Origin of the sequence: Streptomyces sp. NPDC089424, assembly GCF_044749345.1 — a bacterium.
Lineage (GTDB): Bacteria > Actinomycetota > Actinomycetes > Streptomycetales > Streptomycetaceae > Streptomyces.
In genome coordinates, this window is record NZ_JBIVHU010000011.1 from 98,311 (window position 1) to 116,203 (window position 17,893).

The 17,893-nt window shown below is 72.3% G+C and carries 16 protein-coding genes and 1 riboswitch; of the genes, 2 read left to right on the forward strand and 14 right to left on the reverse strand.

What is annotated here, in order from left to right:
* Positions 1 to 243: 243 nt before the first annotated feature.
* Positions 244 to 474: a hypothetical protein gene (locus tag ACIP2X_RS35130; RefSeq protein ID WP_401681469.1), complete on the forward strand. Its 231-nt coding sequence runs from the start codon at positions 244 to 246 to the stop codon at positions 472 to 474.
* An 84-nt stretch (positions 475 to 558) separates the two neighbouring features.
* On the opposite strand, the gene ACIP2X_RS35135 is transcribed toward ACIP2X_RS35130, so the two are convergent.
* The 13 genes from ACIP2X_RS35135 to ACIP2X_RS35195 all read right to left on the reverse strand — a co-directional run bounded on the left by ACIP2X_RS35135 (position 559) and on the right by ACIP2X_RS35195 (position 13,776).
* Positions 559 to 1,512, reverse strand: a complete 954-nt coding sequence (locus ACIP2X_RS35135; RefSeq protein WP_401681471.1) for an exopolyphosphatase — start codon at positions 1,510 to 1,512, stop codon at positions 559 to 561.
* Positions 1,509 to 2,042: a DUF501 domain-containing protein gene (locus ACIP2X_RS35140; RefSeq protein WP_401681474.1), complete on the reverse strand. Its 534-nt coding sequence runs from the start codon at positions 2,040 to 2,042 to the stop codon at positions 1,509 to 1,511. Before ACIP2X_RS35140 ends, ACIP2X_RS35135 begins: the two co-directional genes overlap by 4 nt.
* Positions 2,043 to 2,082: 40 nt before the next feature.
* A complete protein-coding gene (locus tag ACIP2X_RS35145) occupies positions 2,083 to 2,559 on the reverse strand; it encodes a septum formation initiator family protein (protein ID WP_401681477.1) in 477 nt (158 codons plus the stop codon).
* A 110-nt stretch (positions 2,560 to 2,669) separates the two neighbouring features.
* Positions 2,670 to 3,950, reverse strand: a complete 1,281-nt coding sequence (gene eno / locus ACIP2X_RS35150) for a phosphopyruvate hydratase (protein ID WP_401681480.1) — start codon at positions 3,948 to 3,950, stop codon at positions 2,670 to 2,672.
* Between the two features lie 296 nt (positions 3,951 to 4,246).
* Positions 4,247 to 4,945 carry a transglycosylase family protein gene (locus ACIP2X_RS35155; protein WP_401681483.1) on the reverse strand — a complete coding sequence of 233 codons (699 nt, stop codon included), beginning with the start codon at positions 4,943 to 4,945 and terminating at the stop codon, positions 4,247 to 4,249.
* 3 nt (positions 4,946 to 4,948) lie between these two features.
* Positions 4,949 to 5,128: riboswitch (cyclic di-AMP (ydaO/yuaA leader) on the reverse strand.
* A gap of 206 nt (positions 5,129 to 5,334) precedes the next feature.
* Positions 5,335 to 6,411 (reverse strand): transglycosylase family protein, encoded by a 1,077-nt coding sequence (locus ACIP2X_RS35160; RefSeq protein ID WP_401681485.1) that lies wholly within the window; start codon positions 6,409 to 6,411, stop codon positions 5,335 to 5,337.
* Between the two features lie 145 nt (positions 6,412 to 6,556).
* Complete coding sequence (locus ACIP2X_RS35165) at positions 6,557 to 7,846, reverse strand: cytochrome P450 (RefSeq protein WP_401681488.1); 1,290 nt, start codon at positions 7,844 to 7,846, stop codon at positions 6,557 to 6,559.
* Between the two features lie 249 nt (positions 7,847 to 8,095).
* A complete protein-coding gene (locus ACIP2X_RS35170) occupies positions 8,096 to 9,061 on the reverse strand; it encodes a nucleoside triphosphate pyrophosphohydrolase (RefSeq protein WP_401681491.1) in 966 nt (321 codons plus the stop codon).
* 79 nt (positions 9,062 to 9,140) lie between these two features.
* Complete coding sequence (locus ACIP2X_RS35175; RefSeq protein ID WP_401681494.1) at positions 9,141 to 9,782, reverse strand: SurA N-terminal domain-containing protein; 642 nt, start codon at positions 9,780 to 9,782, stop codon at positions 9,141 to 9,143.
* A gap of 143 nt (positions 9,783 to 9,925) precedes the next feature.
* A complete protein-coding gene (locus ACIP2X_RS35180; protein WP_401682105.1) occupies positions 9,926 to 11,410 on the reverse strand; it encodes a serine/threonine-protein kinase in 1,485 nt (494 codons plus the stop codon).
* Between the two features lie 38 nt (positions 11,411 to 11,448).
* On the reverse strand, positions 11,449 to 12,069 hold the full coding sequence (locus tag ACIP2X_RS35185; protein WP_401681497.1) for a hypothetical protein: 621 nt from the start codon (positions 12,067 to 12,069) through the stop codon (positions 11,449 to 11,451).
* Positions 12,070 to 12,246: 177 nt separating this feature from the next.
* Positions 12,247 to 12,990, reverse strand: a complete 744-nt coding sequence (locus tag ACIP2X_RS35190) for an N-acetyltransferase (RefSeq protein WP_401681500.1) — start codon at positions 12,988 to 12,990, stop codon at positions 12,247 to 12,249.
* 66 nt (positions 12,991 to 13,056) lie between these two features.
* Positions 13,057 to 13,776 carry an HNH endonuclease family protein gene (locus ACIP2X_RS35195; protein ID WP_401681503.1) on the reverse strand — a complete coding sequence of 240 codons (720 nt, stop codon included), beginning with the start codon at positions 13,774 to 13,776 and terminating at the stop codon, positions 13,057 to 13,059.
* Between the two features lie 153 nt (positions 13,777 to 13,929).
* Here ACIP2X_RS35195 and ACIP2X_RS35200 point away from each other — a divergent pair, with 153 nt between their 5' ends.
* Entirely contained in the window at positions 13,930 to 14,115 is a 186-nt protein-coding gene (locus ACIP2X_RS35200) for an antitoxin (protein WP_401681506.1), read from the forward strand.
* Between the two features lie 66 nt (positions 14,116 to 14,181).
* Here ACIP2X_RS35200 and mfd read toward each other — a convergent pair whose 3' ends face one another.
* Positions 14,182 to 17,715: a transcription-repair coupling factor gene (gene mfd / locus ACIP2X_RS35205; protein WP_401681509.1), complete on the reverse strand. Its 3,534-nt coding sequence runs from the start codon at positions 17,713 to 17,715 to the stop codon at positions 14,182 to 14,184.
* Positions 17,716 to 17,893: the final 178 nt, after the last annotated feature.

A 17,893-nucleotide genomic window follows, 5' to 3' on the forward strand; every position in this document is an offset into this window, starting at 1 on the left:
AGTCGGCCCCCCTCCGTGCTCCCACCGGGCCGAATTCCTTGTGAAGAACTTCACGAACTTTCCCGGGCGGGTGCCCCGAAGGCCCCGGCACAGGGGCGACGGACCCCTCACGCCACGCTCAAACGCCGGTCGACCTGCTCAAGCGACGACTACCGGACGGTAGCGCGCGGCGGCCCGGAAGCCCGTCACCCGGTCGGCCACACTCCGAGAGAAAACGGCCGGAACTGCCCATAGCGTGCAAGCATGATCACTTCACAGAGGGCCCTCATGCGGGCCGCCTCGCGCATAATCCCGGTCGGCGCTGCCCTGGGTATCGCCCTGGGGGCGGTGACGGCCGGCTCCGCCGCGGCCGCCACGCCCGCCCACCACGTCGCCACCGAGGCCTCGGCCGTCCAGCCGGCCTCGGCCCACCACCGCTACGGCGGGGGCGGCGACGAGGAGTGCAGCGGAGTCATCGTCCTGCTCTGCAACTGAACGCCCGGCCCCCGCGGGCCGCACACGAACGGCCCCGGTTCCTGGCCAAGAGGAACCGGGGCCGTTCCACGTCGCCGCCGCCGCCTAGAACTTCTCGCCCGCCGTGTGGAAGGCGATGCCGTCGAGGATGTCGTGCTCGCTGACCACGACCTCCTCGGCGCCGGACCGCTCCATGATCGACAACAGTACGAGGGCGCCCGCGGCGATCACGTCGACACGCCCGGGGTGCATGGACGCGACGGCCGCGCGCTCGGCGTGGGTGGAGCGCAGCAGCCACTCGGTGATCTCGCGGACCCGGTCCCGGCCGATCCTCGCGTGGTGGATGCGCGCCGAGTCGTACTCGGGCAGGTCGAGGGCGATCGCCGCCACCGTGGTGACCGACCCCGCCAGCCCCACCAGCGTCCTGGCCTCGCGCAGCGGCACCGTCTCCTCGGCCAGGTCGAGGGCGGCCTCGATGTCCGCCCGCATCGCCGCGATCTGCTCCTCGGCCGGCGGGTCGGAGACGACCCCGTCGACGACCAGGTGCCGCTCCGTCATCCGGACGCAGCCGACGTCGACCGAGCGGGCCGCGCGGACGTGGTCCTCGCCGACCACGAACTCGGTCGAGCCGCCGCCGATGTCCACCACCAGGTAGGGCCGTTGCACATCCGCGCGCCCCGCCAGTTCCCTGGTCGCCCCGACGAAGGAGAACTCGGCCTCCTCGTCGCCGGTGACCACCTCGGGCTCGACGCCGAGGATGTCCACCACCCCGCGCACGAAGTCGTCCCGGTTCTCCGCGTCCCGGGAGGCGGAGGTGGCGACGAAGCGGACCCGCTCGGCGCCGTGCTCCTTGATGATCCGGGCGTACTCACGGCAGGCCGCGAAGGTGCGCTCCAGCGCCTCGGGGGCCAGCCGCCCGGTGCGGTCGACGCCCTGGCCGAGCCGCACGATGGTCATCCGCCGGTCCAGCTCGGCCAGTTCACCGCTCGCCGCGTCCACGTCGGCCACGAGGAGCCGGATCGAGTTCGTACCGCAGTCCACGGCGGCCACGCGCGTCACGTGACGTCCTCCTCGTTCGCCGCGGTCACGCACGCGCCCTTGCGCCACCACTGCGGCAGCATCGCCAGGGCCTCGTCACCGAGCGGGTTGACGCCCGGTCCGGCGGCCAGGCTGTGCGCGACGAGCACGTGCAGGCACTTCACCCGGTCCGGCATGCCACCCGCGCTCGGGAAGTCCTTGAGCTCCTCGATCTCGTCCCGGCGCCGGACGTAGTCCTCGTGCGCGGCGCGGTACGCGGCGGCCAGCTCCGGGTCGGTCTCCAGCCGGGCCGTCATCTCCTTCATCACGCCCTCGGCCTCCAGCGTGCCGATGGCCGACGAGGCCCGCGGGCACGTCAGGTAGTACAGCGTCGGGAAGGGCGTGCCGTCTGGCAGCCGGGGGGCCGTCTCCACGACGTCCGGCTGCCCGCACGGGCACCGGTGCGCGATCGCGCGCAGTCCGCGCGGCGGCCGCCCGAGCTGCTGCTTGAAGGCCTCGACGTCGGCGTCGGTGGGCTCGGTGCGCGGGGTGGGCGGCGGGGGCGTTTCCATACCTGTCTCTCTATGCGTTCACCGGCCGGAGGCGTCCGGCTCAATGGTGGGCGGCGTCGGCCTTGTCGACCCCGTCCCAGACGTTCGCGTACCAGGGGCGGTCGGTCGTGCCCTGGTCGGTGCGCGACTGCCGGGCGGCTTCCGGGTCGATCACGACGTAGCCGGTCTCGCCCGGCATCACGTAGTGCAGCCGCTGCCGGATCTGCTGCTCCGCGTACGCGTCGTCCTGCCAGCGTGCCTTGAGGTCGCGCAGTTCCTCGACCCGCGCCTCGGCCTGCTGCCGCTGCTCCCGCAGGTCGGCGATCTCGGCCCGCTGGGCGACGTACTGCCTTATCGGGTAGGCGAGCGCGACGACGAGGGAGCAGACGACGAGGGCGAGCAGGGCGGCGCGGCCGGTGAGCCGGGAGCGGCGGGCCTGGCGGCGGGTCTGCGACCGGTAGACCCGGGCCGCGGTCTGCTCGCCCAGCAGCCTGAGCCTGGTCGCGGTGGAGAAACGGTCCCGTTCCTTCACGGCCATCTGGCTCTCGCCTCCCCATGCCTGCGTGGTGCACACGCGCGTACGTCCCCGCACACGGTACGGGACCGGGTGCGGGGACGTACGGACGACGCCTCCTACGAGGGCGTCGCTCAGCCCTTGAAGCGGGGGAAGGCGCTGCGGCCGGCGTACACCGCGGCGTCGTCGAGGATCTCCTCGATGCGCAGCAGCTGGTTGTACTTGGCCACGCGCTCGGAGCGGGCCGGGGCGCCGGTCTTGATCTGACCGCAGTTGGTGGCGACGGCGAGGTCGGCGATGGTGACGTCCTCGGTCTCACCGGAGCGGTGCGACATCATGCACTTGAAGCCGCTGCGCTGGGCGAGCTCGACGGCGTCCAGGGTCTCGGTCAGGGAGCCGATCTGGTTGACCTTGACGAGCAGGGCGTTGGCGGCCCCGTCCTCGATGCCACGGGCCAGGCGCTCCGGGTTGGTGACGAACAGGTCGTCGCCGACGAGCTGGACCTTGTCACCGAGCTTCTCGGTGATGGTCTTCCAGCCCTCCCAGTCGTCCTCGAACAGCGGGTCCTCGATGGAGACCAGCGGGTACGCGTCGACGAGCTCCGCGTAGTACTCGGTCATCTCGGCGGCCGAGCGGTCCTTGCCCTCGAAGGTGTAGACGCCGTCCTTGTAGAACTCGGACGCGGCGACGTCGAGGGCGAGGGCGATCTGCTCGCCCGGGGTGTAGCCGGCCTCCTTGATGGCCTCGAGGATGAGGTCGAGGGCCTCACGGTTGGAGCCGAGGTTCGGGGCGAAGCCGCCCTCGTCGCCGAGGCCGGTGGCCAGGCCCTTGCCCTTCAGCACCTTCTTGAGGGTGTGGTAGACCTCGGTGCCCCAGCGCAGGGCCTCGGAGAAGGACTCCGCGCCGATCGGGGCGATCATGAACTCCTGGATGTCCACGTTGGAGTCGGCGTGCGAGCCGCCGTTCAGGATGTTCATCATCGGCACCGGCAGCAGGTGCGCGTTGGGGCCGCCCAGGTAGCGGAAGAGCGGCAGGTCGCTGGCCTCGGAGGCGGCGTGGGCGACGGCGAGCGAGACGCCGAGGATGGCGTTGGCGCCGAGGGAGCCCTTGTTGTCGGTGGCGTCCAGGTCGAACATCGCCTGGTCGATCAGGCGCTGCTCGGTGGCGTCGTAGCCGACGAGCTCCGGGCCGATCTGCTCGATGACGGCCAGGACGGCCTTCTCGACGCCCTTGCCGAGGTAGCGGTTGGGGTCGCCGTCGCGGAGTTCGATGGCCTCGAAGGCGCCGGTGGAAGCGCCGGACGGAACGGCGGCACGACCCGTGCTGCCGTCGTCGAGGCCGACCTCGACCTCGACCGTGGGGTTGCCTCGGGAGTCCAGGATTTCCCGGGCTACGACGACGTCGATGGACGGCACGAGCATCTCCTTCGTGGATGTGACGCGATGAGCAGGACCGCGGCGGCTCTGCGAGACGAGCCTAACCGGCTCCGTGCGATCGGCCAGCCGGTCGCCCCTCTCATGGACCGAACCGAGAGTAAATTGTTTCCGAACGAAACAAAGACGGGGGTGCACCGCACGGCGAGCGGCACACGAAAAAGCCCCGCCCCGGTGCGTACGGGGGAAGACGCACCGGGGCGGGGAGCCCGTGGGGACGGGGGGGGGTGACCCTCACGGGAGCCAGGGGGCCTCCGGCGGGTCGGCGGCGGACCGTTCTACTTCAGGTGCAGCTGCTGACCCGGGAAGATGAGGTCGGCGTCCTCGACGATGTCCTTGTTCAGCTGGAACAGCTTCTCCCAGCCACCCTTGACGTCGTGGTCGGCGGCGATGGTGCTGAGGGTGTCACCCTCGACGACCTTGTACTCGCCGTCGCCCTTCTTCACCTTGTCGCCGGTCGGCGTGGTGACGGTCTCCTTCGCGGCCGGACGCTCCGCGGAACGCGAAGCCGGCTGCTCCTCGGTCGCGCGCGTCTCGGTGCCGGTGCTCTGCGACTCGTCGGCGGCGGAGCCGCTGCCGGCGGAGCCGCCGCCGGTGTAGGTGGCGTTCGACAGGCCGGTGCCGCAGACCGGCCAGGCGCCCTTGCCCTGACCCGCGAGCACCTTCTCGGCGATCTGGATCTGCTGCTCCTTGGAGGCCTGGTCGGCCGTGCCGGCGAACTGCGTGCCGCCGTACGCGGCCCAGGTGGAGGCGGAGAACTGCAGACCGCCGTAGTAACCGTTGCCGGTGTTGATGGACCAGTTGCCGCCGGACTCGCACTGGGCGACGGCGTCCCACTCGGAGGCCGTGGCGGCGGAGGCGCTGCCGGCCGCCATCAGCGGGGCGGCGACGGCGGCGGCGCCGGTGACGCCGACGGCGGCGATGGCGCGAACGGTCCTGGACGCACGACGGTGCTTGCCCTTGCTGGAAAACAGCATGGTTGATCCCCTCACCGACGCCTGCGAGGTGAGCTGTCGGGTTCGGGCCGGTTGAGTTGCCCGGCCACACCTCACTGGGAGGCGTGGCTTCACCCCAAGCCGGTTCCGGCGCTGAGTCTCCTCAACTGCCGGGTCCGGCACCTACCTTGGGTCCCCCGCTCCTGCCTACGGCGCTTGACGCGACGACTGTTCCCGGAGGGCCGCTGGCAGGATTCGGCGTTGCGGCACCCGGGGCTCGTGGTGACGAGCGGTCATGACCGTAGACAGGCGATCGACGGAATTTCAAAGACGATCAGGGCTTCTGAGACTCATCCCACACTTTCGCCAAATCGGACATTCGACTCGAAGTGTGACGTGAACTCCCGCTGTTCCCGGGCCGTTTCCCGCCCCTACCTGCCGGCCGACTCCGCGCCGACATCCAGCGACTGACCGGGGACGATGTGGTCGGGGTCGCCACCGAGGGCGTCCTGGTTGACGACGTACAGCGCGGCCCATCCACCCTGCACGCCAAGGGAGTCGGCGATGTCCCAGAGGGTGTCGCCGTCCCGGACCGTGTACGCGTCGTCGAGGCCCGGACGCCCGGCGGCACCGTCCCGCGAGGCGTGCCGCCCCGAGGAGCCGCCGGCGCGCTCGCCGTCCTCGTCCGCACTGCCTCCCCGGTGCTTGCCGGTGCCGAGGAGGCCCGTGTCGGTGAGGTCCGAGGCGCTCGGGGTGCTCGAAGGCACGCCCGAAGGCGAGGAACTTGAGGGGGATTCGCCCGATTCGGGGGATTCGCTGGAACCGGTGGACTCGCCGGAGCCGGGCGAGGTCGAGCCCTCGGCACCCGGGGAGCTGGAGCCGCCGGACGGGGTGGATTCGCCGGATTCCGAAGGGTTCGCGGAGTTCGTGGGCGTGCGGGACTCCCCGGCACCCCGGGAGCTGCCGGACCCCTTCGCGTCACCGTCCCGGTCGGAGGCACCGGAGGAGGTGTGACCGGACGAGTTGGACAATCCGAGCGAGTTGGACAGACTGCCCGTATCGCTGCTTCTCGTGTACGACGGCGTACTGGACGCGTCACCGACCACACCCGTGTCGACGGTGGCCGACTCGGAGTCCGCCTCCAGCCCCACCAGCGGGCCGCAGGTAGCCCAGGCGCCGACGCCCTGGTCCTCGAGGACCTTCTCGGCGACGGCGATCTGCTGCGAACGGCTGGCCAGATCCGCGCTCGCGGCATAGGTGAGGCCGCCGTACTTCTCCCAGTCCCGCTGGGAGAGTTGGAGGCCGCCGTAGGAGCCGTTGCCCGTGTCGGCGCTCCAGGAGCCGCCGGTCTCGCACTCGGCGACCCGGTCCCAGGTCGTCCCGCTGGCCGCGCTCGCACCGGTGGCGGCGAGGAGGGGGAGGGCGATGGCGGAGCCGGTCACGCCGGCCGCGACGACGAGTGCGGGCGCCTGACGGGGGCGACGGTGACGACCGTTCCCGGAGAGCATGCGGGGACCTTTCGCGTGACAGCGGGGACCTGCGCGGCCGGTGAAACCGAGAGGCCGTGCTGAGGGGTGAAGGTATAGGCAGACGATCACTTGTCACAAGTTCATGCCGCGCAGATCACGTGAAGATCACATAGTTGAAAGACCGTCACTTTTCCCGCACAGGCGTGAACTCCACCGGCAGCGTCCGCAGACCTCGCATGATGAGCCCGCCCCGCCAGCGCAGTTCGGCGGGATCCGCGGCGAGCCGCAGGTCGGGGAGGCGGGTCAGGAGGGTGGCCAGCGCGGTCCGGCCCTCCAGACGGGCCAGCGGCGCCCCGAGGCAGTAGTGGAGGCCGTGGCCGTAACCGAGGTGCTGGTTGTCACGGCGGGCGAGATCGAGCGTGTCCGGGTCCGCGAACCGCTCCGGATCCCGGTCGGCGGCGGCAAGCACGACGAGGACCGGGTCGCCGGGTGCGATGTCCTGGCCGCCGATGGTGAGCGGCTGGGTGGCGAACCGCCAGGTGGCGAGTTCGACGGGGCCGTCGTAGCGCAGGAGTTCCTCGACACCGGTCTCCAGCAGGGCCTGTTCGCCGCGGGCCAACGACTCCTGGAGCAGGGCGCGTTGGGCGGGGTGGGTGAGAAGGGCGAAGGTGCCGTTGCCGATGAGGTTCACGGTCGTCTCGAAGCCGGCGAACAGAAGGATGAAGGCCATCGCCGCGGCCTCGTTCTCGGTGAGGTGCTCGCCGTGGTCGGAGGCGCGGATGAGGCCGGAGATGAGGTCCTCGCCGGGGGCGGGCTCGGCGGGGAGGGACTCGCGCTTGCGGTGGATCAGCTCGGCGAGATAGCCGCGCATCCTCTTCACCGAGCGCGCCACCCCGCCGCGGGGGCCCTTGCCGTGCCGGATCATCATGCCCGCCCAGTCCCGGAAGTCGTCCTGGTCCTCGGGCGGGACGCCGAGCAGGTCGCAGATGGCGTAGATGGGGAGCGGGAAGGCGAACTCGTGGATGAGGTCGGCGGAGCCGTTGCCGGCGAACCGGCCGATGAGGTCGTCGGTGAGCCGCTGCACGCGCGGGGCGAACTCGGCGACGCGGCGCGGGGTGAACGCCTTCGCGACCAGCCGCCGCAGCCGGGTGTGGTCCGGCGGGTCGATGTTGAGCAGATGCGTCATCAGCTCGGCCTTGCGCTCACCGGGGATACCTGTCTTCCCCTTGGCGTGCGCGGGCTCGTCGTGGTGCGCCGGGTTCTTGGACAGCCGCTGGTCGGCGAGGGCCTGCTTGGCGTCCGCGTACCGGGTGACCAGCCACGCCTCCACCCCGCTGGGCAGCCTCGTGCGGTGCACGGGGGCGTGCTCCCGCAGCCAGGCGTACGCGGGGTAGGGGTCGGTCGCGAACTCCCAGGTGAAGAGTTCGGGCGCCGGGGCGGGCGCGGGCGCGTCGGGGTGGTGCTGGTCGGTCACTCCCCGACGGTATCCGCCACACCGGACCACACACCGCACAGCCGCCCGCCGGGCCCGCCCCGCAGCAGTCCCGGCGGGCACGGCGTCGGGCGGCGGACACGGCGGGCACGGCGTCGCACAGCGGACACGGCGGGCACAGCGTCGCACGGCAGACACGGCGGGCACGGCGTCGCACGGCGGGCAAGGCATCGTGCGGCGTCGCACGGCGGGCAAGGCGTCGTGCGGTGGACTGGGATCCTCGGACGGGCCCTAGGCGTCGGCGCCTTCGGTCGCGCGTACCGCGTCGCGGTAGGCGCGGGCCGCCGCGCGCAGGGCCGTCTCCGGGTCCGTACCCTCGGCCTCGGCGCGGATCGCGAGGGCCAGCAGCTCGTACCCGATGCCCTCGCCCGCCGGCGGGGGCACGTCCAGCCCTGCCGTGCGCACCCGGGACGCCAGCTTCGCCGCGAGGGCCAGGCCGGGCTGGTGCAGCGGGATGCCCTCGGTCACCGAGGTCCGCCGCTTCTCCTCGGCCTTGGTGCGCAGCCAGTGCGCCTTGACCTCCTCGGGGGTGGCCGCGCTCTCCTCGCCGAAGACGTGCGGGTGGCGGTGGACGAGCTTGTCCACGAGGGTGCCCGCGACGTCGTCGACGGAGAACGGGGCCTCGGGGTCCTCCTCCGCGATCCGGGCGTGGAAGACCACCTGCAGGAGCACGTCGCCGAGCTCCTCCCGGAGCTCGTCGCGGTCGCCCTCCTCGATCGCCTCGACGAGTTCGTACGCCTCCTCGATGCCGTACTTCACCAGGCCCTGGTGGGTCTGCCGGGACGACCAGGGGCACTCTGTGCGGATCCGGTCCATGACCTGGACGAGGTCGAGCAGGCGGGCGCCGGGCAGGTCGTAGGAGGCGGGGAGCAGTTCCAGCTCGGGCATGTGGAAGCGCCCGCTGCCGGCGAGCCGCGCCAGACCGTCCGTGAGGGCCGGCTCGCCCTCGCCGGTGGCGACGACGACCACGGTCCGCCCGCCGGCGCACGCGTCGATCAGGTCCTCGGCGGTCGGGGCCGCCTCCTCCACCGGTATGCCCGCCTCCCGCAGATACGGCAGCTGCGGATGCGCCCCGTCGGCGCACAGCACGCGGTCCGCGGCGTGCAGCGCCTGCCACGCGGGCCAGGAGAGCAGACCCGGGGCCACGCGGTGGCTGGTGGTGAGCAGGACGATGCGGCCGGAGCTGGTTGCGTTCACGATCCGAACGTAACCCACCTCACCGACAGGCCCGTGAGCCGCCCGCGGGCGGCCGTCCGCCGCCCGTCGGCGACAGGGCCTAGGCGGGCTGCTGCCCGGCGGTGATCTCCCGTACCCACGGCGTCTTCGCGTCCACCCGGCTGCTCTTCTGGACGTCCCAGTCGCCGTAGCGCGGGTTGAGGTCGACGTTCAGCTTCTCGGAGGCGTCCGAGAGGGCCTTCCAGAAGGCGGGCTGGCTGGTGTCGGTGCCGAGCTTCGCGGCGAGTTTCTGGGCCTCCAGCTGGAGGCGGAGGTTCTCCTCCAGGCGCTCCGGCGCCACCCCGTACTGCTGAAGCCAGGTCGTCTCCAGCGCCTTCGCGCCGCCGACCTGCTCCTGCAGGCCGCCCCGCATCTCCTGGACCTCCTTGCGGCTGACGGAGATGCCGGCGTCCTGGGCGGCGCGGTGCAGCACCCGGTCGAGGACCATGCCGTGCAGGGTGTCGCGGGTCAGGGTGCCGGTCTTGGCGATCACCTGCGCGTACTGCGCCTCGTCGCTCACCGCCGCCCGCTGCGCCTCGCGCACCTCGTTGACCCGGGTCTCCAGCTGGGACACGGTGATCCGCTGACCGCCGACGACGGCGGCCGCGCCGGGATGCGCGTCGTTCCCGCAGGCGGCGAGGGCGGGCGCCGAGGCGATCGCGGCGGAGAGGAGAAGCGCGGTGCGGCGACGACGGCGGTGCAAGGAAACCTCCCGAGGAGATTGTGCGGCGGTGCACAAAGTCTTGCGGTGATCGATGGTAGGCAGCAGTCCGGCTTTGGCCAACCCATTCGACCAACGATTCACCAGGACTTCGGGCACCGCCGCGCCATCCGGCTCCCGGGGGACTATCCGCGCACCTGTCCCAGCCACTGCAGCGTCCGGCGCACCTCCGCCGCCAGCGGGTGTCCGACACCGCTCGTGCGTTCGACGTCGTGCAGCAGCCGCGCCAGGGTGTCGTGCGCGGCCGCGCGGTCGCCGAGGGCCAGCAGCAGGTGGCCGATGCGGCGGCGGACGTCGTGGGCGAGCTGGGGGTCGCCGGAGACGTACTGGTTCTCGTAGTACGGCAGCAGGGCCCGGTACGCGGCGAGCGCCGCCGCCGGGTCACCGAGCTGTTCGAGGCACTGCGCGGCCTCGTAGCGGAACCGCAGGGACTGCGGGTCGGCCTGCCCGGCCTCCGCGGCACGCTCGTCGGCGAGGCGGCGCAGCTCGGGCAGGGCGCGCCGGTACTGGCCGTCGTCCATGAGCGTCGCGGCGTACTGCTTGCGCAGGGTGCGCACGACCGGGGAGTGCTCGCCGTGCTGCTCGGCCGCGGTCGGCAGGATCGCCCCGAGGATGTCGACGGCCTGGGTGATGCGGCCCTCGCCGAGCAGCTGCTTGACCTCGTCGACGGCGCGCGCGACGTCCGTCCTGCCGGTGGCCGGCGGCACGGGGGCGGGCTGCGGGGCGGGCGTGCGGGCGCGGTCCGGCCAGGGGGCGTGCGGGCGGACGAAGGGGCGCGTCGGGTCGAGGGCCGCCCCGCTGGGGGTGCCGCGCGCCGGCAGCAGCGGCGACAGGTCCTCGTAGACCTCCTGCGCGGAGCCCGGCCGGTGCTGCGGGTCCTTGGCGAGCAGGCGCAGCACCAGGGCTTCGAGGGCCTCGGGGACCTCGGGGCGGAGCCGGCGCACGGGTACCGGGGCCTCGTACAGGTGGCGGTGGAGCACCCCGAGCGCCGTGGAGCCCGCGAAGGGGACCTCGCCGCTGAGGAGTTCGTGCAGCACCACGCCGAGCGCGTACAGGTCCGTGTACGGGCCGACCGCGCCGCTCATCGCCTGCTCGGGCGCCATGTAGGCGGGCGAGCCGATCGGCGAGCCGGTGTGCGTCAGGCGCGTGGTGTCGGTGTCCATGACGGAGGCGACGCCGAGGTCGAGGACCGTGACCGTGCCGTCCTGCTTCACCATCACGTTGCGCGGCTTCAGGTCGCGGTGCACGATCGGCACGGCGTGCACCGCGCTCAGCACCGCGCACAGTTGCGCGGCGACCGCCACCGCCCACTGCCAGGGGTACGGGTCGCGCCCGGCGAGATGGCCGGAGAGGTCGACGCCGTCGACGTACTGCATGACGAGGAACAGCTCCTCGGCCTCACTGCCCGCGTCGTGCACCGTGACCAGGCCGGGGTGGTCGACCTGCGCGGTCACCCGGCACTCCCGCACGAACCGCCGGCGCAGCTCGTCGGCCTCCTGTCCGGCCACCTTGTCGGGGCGCAGCAGCTTCACCGCCACGCGCCGGTCCAGCCGACGGTCGTACGCCGTCCAGACCTGGCCCATGCCGCCCTGACCGATGAGCGTGGCCAGTTCGTAGCGGTCGGCGACGACACGTCCTGTCGTCACGGTCACCTGCCGCCCTCGTGCTCACCGTCGCGCCGGCCGTCCTGCTTGCGGAGGTAGTCGCTGAGCTCGTCCAGCTCGGCCCGGACCTGGTCGATGCGCGCGGGCGCCGGGCGCTGCGGGGGCGTGGTGGGTATCGGAGGCGGGGTGTGCGAGGGGTTCGGGCCGTGCGAGGGGCGGGGCGGCGTGGTCCGGGCCTGTGTCTGCGGCACCGTCGTCGCATGGGTGTACGGCGGCTGCGGGTAGCCGTAGCCGGGCAGGGGTGTGTGCCCGCCGCCGAGGCGGAGCTGGTGGAAGTGGCGTACCTCGGCGGCGAGGTAGTACGCCAGCACCGCCACCAGCGTGCCCAGGAGCAGGAAGAGGCCGGTCCAGCCGCCCGGCGTGTGGATCTCGTCGCCGGGTTCGGTACCGAGGAGGACCACCGCGAGGATGTCGACGGCCAGCACGGCCACGAACAGGCCCCAGTCCAGCGACCTGCGGGTGACGACGGCCAGGCGCAGCAGCATCGTCCAGGTCAGGAAGCCGAGGCTGAGGACGGAGATCGCAACGAACAGCACACGCACGAGCACGAGCCACGCCGTCGGGGGCGGTTGCTTCACCGGCTGCGTGTAGCCGTGGCCATGCATGGCTGCTCCTGGTGCCTGAAGTGCGGTGACGGAGTCGGCCGGCGTCGGCCGACACCGGTCGTTCGAGGGTCGCTTCGAGCGTATAGCCCGAGACCGACAACCCGTCACGGGTTGTACCGAACCGTTGCCACACTGATCACTTCCCGGGCCACGGGCGTCCCCGCGGGCGCGCGTGGCTCAAAGGGAGTGCCGCATCCACACGTTGGGCTCGACGTACACCGCGTAGCCGCGCTCCGGCTCGCACCGCACCGGTACCAGTGCTCCGGGAACCTCGATCTCGCCCGCGGTGTCGAAGGGCAGTCCGGTCCAGCGGCGCCAGTCCGCGGGCGGGGCCACCACCGTCATCGAGGCCGGGGCCACGGAGTGGAACGTGGCTCCCGCGCGCGCGTGCACGCGCAGCCAGGGGTCGTGCGGCAGCCCGTCGGGGCGCAGCCGGCGGGCGTACCGAGCCATGGGCGTACGGGGTTCGAGGTGCTTGGCGCTGGGGCGGACGGGGGCGACGACCTCACGGAAGCCGAGACGGCCGGCGTTGGCGCGCATCGCCGCGAGCATCAGGGCGGACAGGCCGTGGCCCTGGGCGTGCGGGGCGACCACGACGGAGACGGCGCCGACCGTGTCGGGGTCGACCGCGTGGCGCAGGTCGGAGAAGGCCCACCCGAGCATCTCGTCCCAGCCGCGGGCCGGCAGTTCGCCCCGGCCTTCGGTGTGCAGCGCGAAGGGGACGCTGTGGGCGTGCGCGAGGATCTCACCGTGCTCGTCCTCGGCGAACTGCACGAACTGCGGCAGTTCGGCGGCGATCCGCGGGTAGTGGGCGTTGCCGACGAGGTCGTTGACGACGAACTCGGGCCAGCTGTCGGCCATGGCGAGCACCGCCTCCGTCCTGTCGGGCCGGTCGGCGAGGCTCCACGTCTTCAGCTCCATGGAATCACGCTAGGCGGCGGGCCCCGCCGGGCGGTACGCGTTTTCCAGGGCCTCGCTCCCGGTCCCTCAGTCGGCGTGGAAGCGGGCCGGCGCCTCGGTGGGGTTGCCCCCGGTGGGCAGCCGCTGCCCGGGGCAGTCGTCGAGGACGCCGGTCATCGCCGCCTTCTCGGCGGACGTCACCCACAGCCCGTACTTCTTCTTCACGGCGACCTGCGCGGCGACGTACGCGCAGCGGTAGGCCCGGTTGGGCGGAAGCCAGGTGGCCGTGTCGCCGTCACCCTTGGCGCGGTTGGTGCCGGCGTCGACCGCGACCAGGTTCAGCGGGTCGTTGGCGAAGGCGATGCGCTTGCCGGGCTCCCACTGCTGGGCGCCCTTCTGCCAGGCGTCCGAGAGGGCGACCACATGGTCGATGTCCACCTGGCTGCGCCCGCGTACGAAGGCGACGTCCTTGCCGGTGTAGGGGTCGGGGTCCAGCGTCCCGGAGGACACCTCGCAGCCGCCGTCGCCGAACTCCACGTCGTCGAGGTCCCGTTTGAGTATGTCGTCGCGGGTGCCGCAGTCGTTGGAGTCGGTGTCCGCCCAAGGGGAGCCGAACCGGTCCCGGTCGTACCCCGTGCGGGGCGCGCGGCCCTTCACCGGCAGCGACTCCGCCGCCGTGAGGGCCGCGCCTCCGGCGGCCGCATCACGCGGGCCCCCGGTGGCGGTGCCCTGTTCCGTGCACCCCGCCGTCAAGAACAGCGCCGCGGCGATCCCCGCGGCCGTCGCCCCACCCCTCAGACGCCTCACGATGCGTCCCCACCCCTTGTCGTGCTCGTCGCGGCCTCAGTCCGTGAGGACACGGTAGCCGTCGAGAGGTCCAGACCATAGGGCCTCTTTTCCGGCATACGTCCCCTTCCCGGCGTATCGTCGGATCTGGGACACCTCTGGAAGGAGCTCTGGATGGGCATCCTCGACAGGTTCAAGAGCCACAAGGCAGCACACGACAAGGCCCGGCAGATGTCCGACGCCGCGGAGAAGAAGGCCAACGACAGGACGGGCAACAAGTACGAGGGTCAGGTCGACAGCGCCCAGCAGAACATCGAGGGCAGGATGGGCATGGACCGCGACAGGCCCCAGCAGCCGTAGCCGGCGTGCGCAGCCGCCCGCGGTGCGCAGCACGCGCGGGCGGCGACACATGCCCGGCCCCGGCGGCTAGGACCCCAGGACCGACGCGAGGAACTCGCCGACCCAGCCCAGCAGCTCCCGCCCGACCAGCGGCTTGCCGCCCACCTTCGCCGTCTTCGGACGCGGCACCAGCACCTGGTGCACCGCCGGCTTGATGACCGTCCCCGGGTAGAGCCGCTTGAGGCGCAGCTCCTGGGACTCGCGCAACTCCACCGGCGCGAAACGGATGTTGTTCCCCTGGAGCACGATCTCGCCTACGCCGCACGCGCGCGCGAGCATGCGCAGACCGGCCACCAGGAGCAGGTTCTCCACCGGCTCGGGCAACTTGCCGTACCGGTCGACGAGTTCGTCCCGTACGGCCTTGACGTCCTCCTCGGAGTTGGCGGAGGCGATCGCGCGGTAGGCCTGCAGGCGCAGCCGCTCGCCCGGCGCGTAGTCGTGCGGGACGTGGGCGTCGACGGGCAGTTCGACCTTGACCTCGAGCGGCGGCTCCTCCTCGATCTCGCCGGTCTCCAGCTGCCGCCGGTAGTCCGCTACGGCCTCGCCGACCATCCGGACGTACAGGTCGAAGCCGACGCCCGCGATGTGGCCCGACTGCTCCCCGCCGAGGAGGTTTCCGGCGCCGCGGATCTCCAGGTCCTTCATGGCGACGTACATGCCCGCGCCCATCTCGGTGTGCTGGGCGATGGTGGCGAGCCGCTCGTGGGCGGTCTCGGTCAGCGGCTTCTCCGGCGGGTACAGGAAGTAGGCGTAGCCGCGCTCGCGGCCGCGGCCGACGCGCCCGCGCAGCTGGTGCAGCTGCGACAGGCCGAAGGTGTCACCGCGTTCCACGACGAGGGTGTTGGCGTTGGAGATGTCGATGCCGGACTCGACGATCGTCGTCGACACCAGCACGTCGAACTTCTTCTCCCAGAAGTCGACGACGACCTGCTCCAGCGCCGTCTCCGACATCTGCCCGTGCGCGGTGGCGATCCGCGCCTCGGGGACGAACTCGCGCAGCCGGGCCGCCGCGCGGTCGATGGACTCGACCCGGTTGTGGATGTAGAAGACCTGGCCCTCACGCAGCAGTTCACGGCGGATGGCCGCGCCGATCTGCCGCTCCTCGTAGGGGCCGACGAAGGTCAGCACCGGGTGCCGCTCCTCCGGCGGGGTGGTGATCGTCGACATCTCGCGGATGCCGGTGACCGCCATCTCCAGGGTGCGCGGGATCGGGGTGGCGGACATCGTCAGCACGTCGACGTTGGCGCGCAGCTTCTTCAGCTGCTCCTTGTGCTCGACGCCGAACCGCTGCTCCTCGTCGACGATGACGAGCCCGAGGTCCTTGAACTTGGTCTCCGAGGAGAACAGCCGGTGGGTGCCGATGACGACGTCCACCGAGCCCTCCCGCAGGCCCTCCAGGACCGCCTTGGCCTCGGTGTCCGTCTGGAACCGGGACAGCGCCTTCACGCTCACCGGGAACTGCGCGTACCGCTCGCTGAACGTCCCGAAGTGCTGCTGCACCAGCAGCGTGGTCGGCACGAGGACCGCCACCTGCTTGCCGTCCTGCACGGCCTTGAAGGCGGCCCGTACCGCGATCTCGGTCTTGCCGTAGCCGACGTCGCCGCAGATCAGGCGGTCCATGGGGATGGACTTCTCCATGTCCTCCTTGACCTCGGCGATGGTCGTCAGCTGGTCCGGCGTCTCCGCGTAGGGGAACGCGTCCTCCAGCTCGCGCTGCCAGGGGCTGTCCGTGCCGAACGCGTGCCCGGGCGCCGCCATCCGCGCGCTGTAGAGCTTGATCAGGTCGGCCGCGATCTCCTTGACGGCCTTCTTGGCCCGCGCCTTGGTCTTCGTCCAGTCAGCGCCGCCGAGGCGATGCAGCGTGGGCGCCTCACCGCCGACGTACTTGGTGATCTGCTCCAGCTGGTCGGTGGGGATGTAGAGGCGGTCGCCGGGCTGGCCCCGCTTGGCGGGGGCGTACTCCACGACCAGGTACTCGCGGGTCGCGCCCTGCACGGTGCGCTGCACCATCTCGATGTAGCGGCCCACCCCGTGCTGCTCGTGGACGATGTGGTCGCCCGCCTCCAGGGTGAGCGGGTCGATGGTCTTGCGGCGGCGGGCGGGCATGCGCTGGCCGTCGCGGCCGGCGGCCTTCTGGCCGGACAGGTCGGTCTCGGTGAGCACGGCGAGCCGCAGCGCCGGGTCCACGAAGCCGTGGTCGATCGAGCCGCACGCCACGTGCACCACGGACGGGGAGATGTCGCCGAGGTCCGCGTCCAGCCGGGCCGCGATGCCCTCGCCGCCGAGCACCTCGACGGTGCGGGCGGCCGGGCCGTGGCCCTCCGTGACGTAGACCGTGCGCCAGCCGTCGGCGAGCCAGCCCTTGGTGTCGGCGAGCGCCTTGGCGGTGTCGCCGCGGTAGGTCTCCGGGGCGTGCATGCCGAGCTTGAGGGTGGCCGCGTCCAGCTCCTCGTCGGCGGCGAACGGCGACACCGACCACCACATCATGTCCAGCTCGCGCGCCCGGTCGCGGACGTCCGCGATCGACCACAGGGAGGCCGCGCCGAGGTCGATGGGCGCCTCGCCGCCGCCGGCGCTTGCCGCCCAGGACGCCTGGAGGAACTCCTGCGAGGTCGCCACGAGGTCCGCGGCGCGCGTGCGCACGCGCTCCGGGTCGCACACGACGGCCATGGAGCCCTTCGGCAGCACGTCGAGCAGCAGCTCCATGTCGTCGACGAGGACCGGCGCGAGCGACTCCATGCCCTCGACCGCGATGCCCTCGGCGATCTTGCCGAGCAGCTCGCCGAGCTCGGGATGCTCGTCGGCGAGCTGACGCGCGCGGGCGCGCACGTCGTCGGTGAGCAGCAGCTCACGGCAGGGCGGGGCCCACAGGCCGTGCTCGGCGACCTCCAGGGAGCGCTGGTCGGCGACCTTGAAGTAGCGGATCTCCTCGACGTCGTCACCCCAGAACTCGATGCGCAGGGGGTGTTCCTCGGTGGGCGGGAAGACGTCGAGGATCCCCCCGCGGACGGCGAACTCGCCGCGCTTCTCGACCAGCTCCACGCGGGCGTAGGCGGCGGCGCCGAGGGCGTCGACGATCTCGTTCAGGTCGGCCGTCTGCCCGCCCCTCAGTGCCACGGGCTCCAGGTCGCCGAGGCCCTTGACCTGCGGCTGGAGCACCGAGCGCACGGGTGCGACGACGACGGAGACCGGGCCGGTCTCCGGGTCGTCGGGCCGGGGGTGGGCCAGCCTGCGCAGCACGGCGAGGCGACGGCCCACGGTGTCGCTGCGCGGGCTCAGCCGCTCGTGCGGGAGCGTCTCCCACGCCGGGTAGTCCACGACGCCGTCCGGGGGCAGCAGCGTGCGCAGGGCCGCCGTGAGGTCCTCGGCCTCGCGGCCGGTCGCCGTCACCGCCAGCACCGGGCGGCCGCTCTCGCGGGCCAGCGCGGCGACCGCGAAGGGGCGGGCCGCCGGGGGGCCGACCAGATCGACGTGCGTCCGGTTGCCGTCCGTGGCCGCCTTGATCGCTTCCGCGAGTGCGGCGTCCTTGACGACGGCGTCGAGCAGACCGTGCAGGCTCATGGGGGGCTTTCCGTCCGGGATGACAGGGGCTGATGACTGGCCGGGCTCGCGACGAGCCGGGGGTGGGCAACGCGAACCACCCGACACGCGGTGCGGGCCGGGGGTCTCCAGGGTACGTCGCCGCCGCACATGTCACCCGCGGGAGTGAACGGCTCGGGACGGCGTGGGGCCCGGTGCC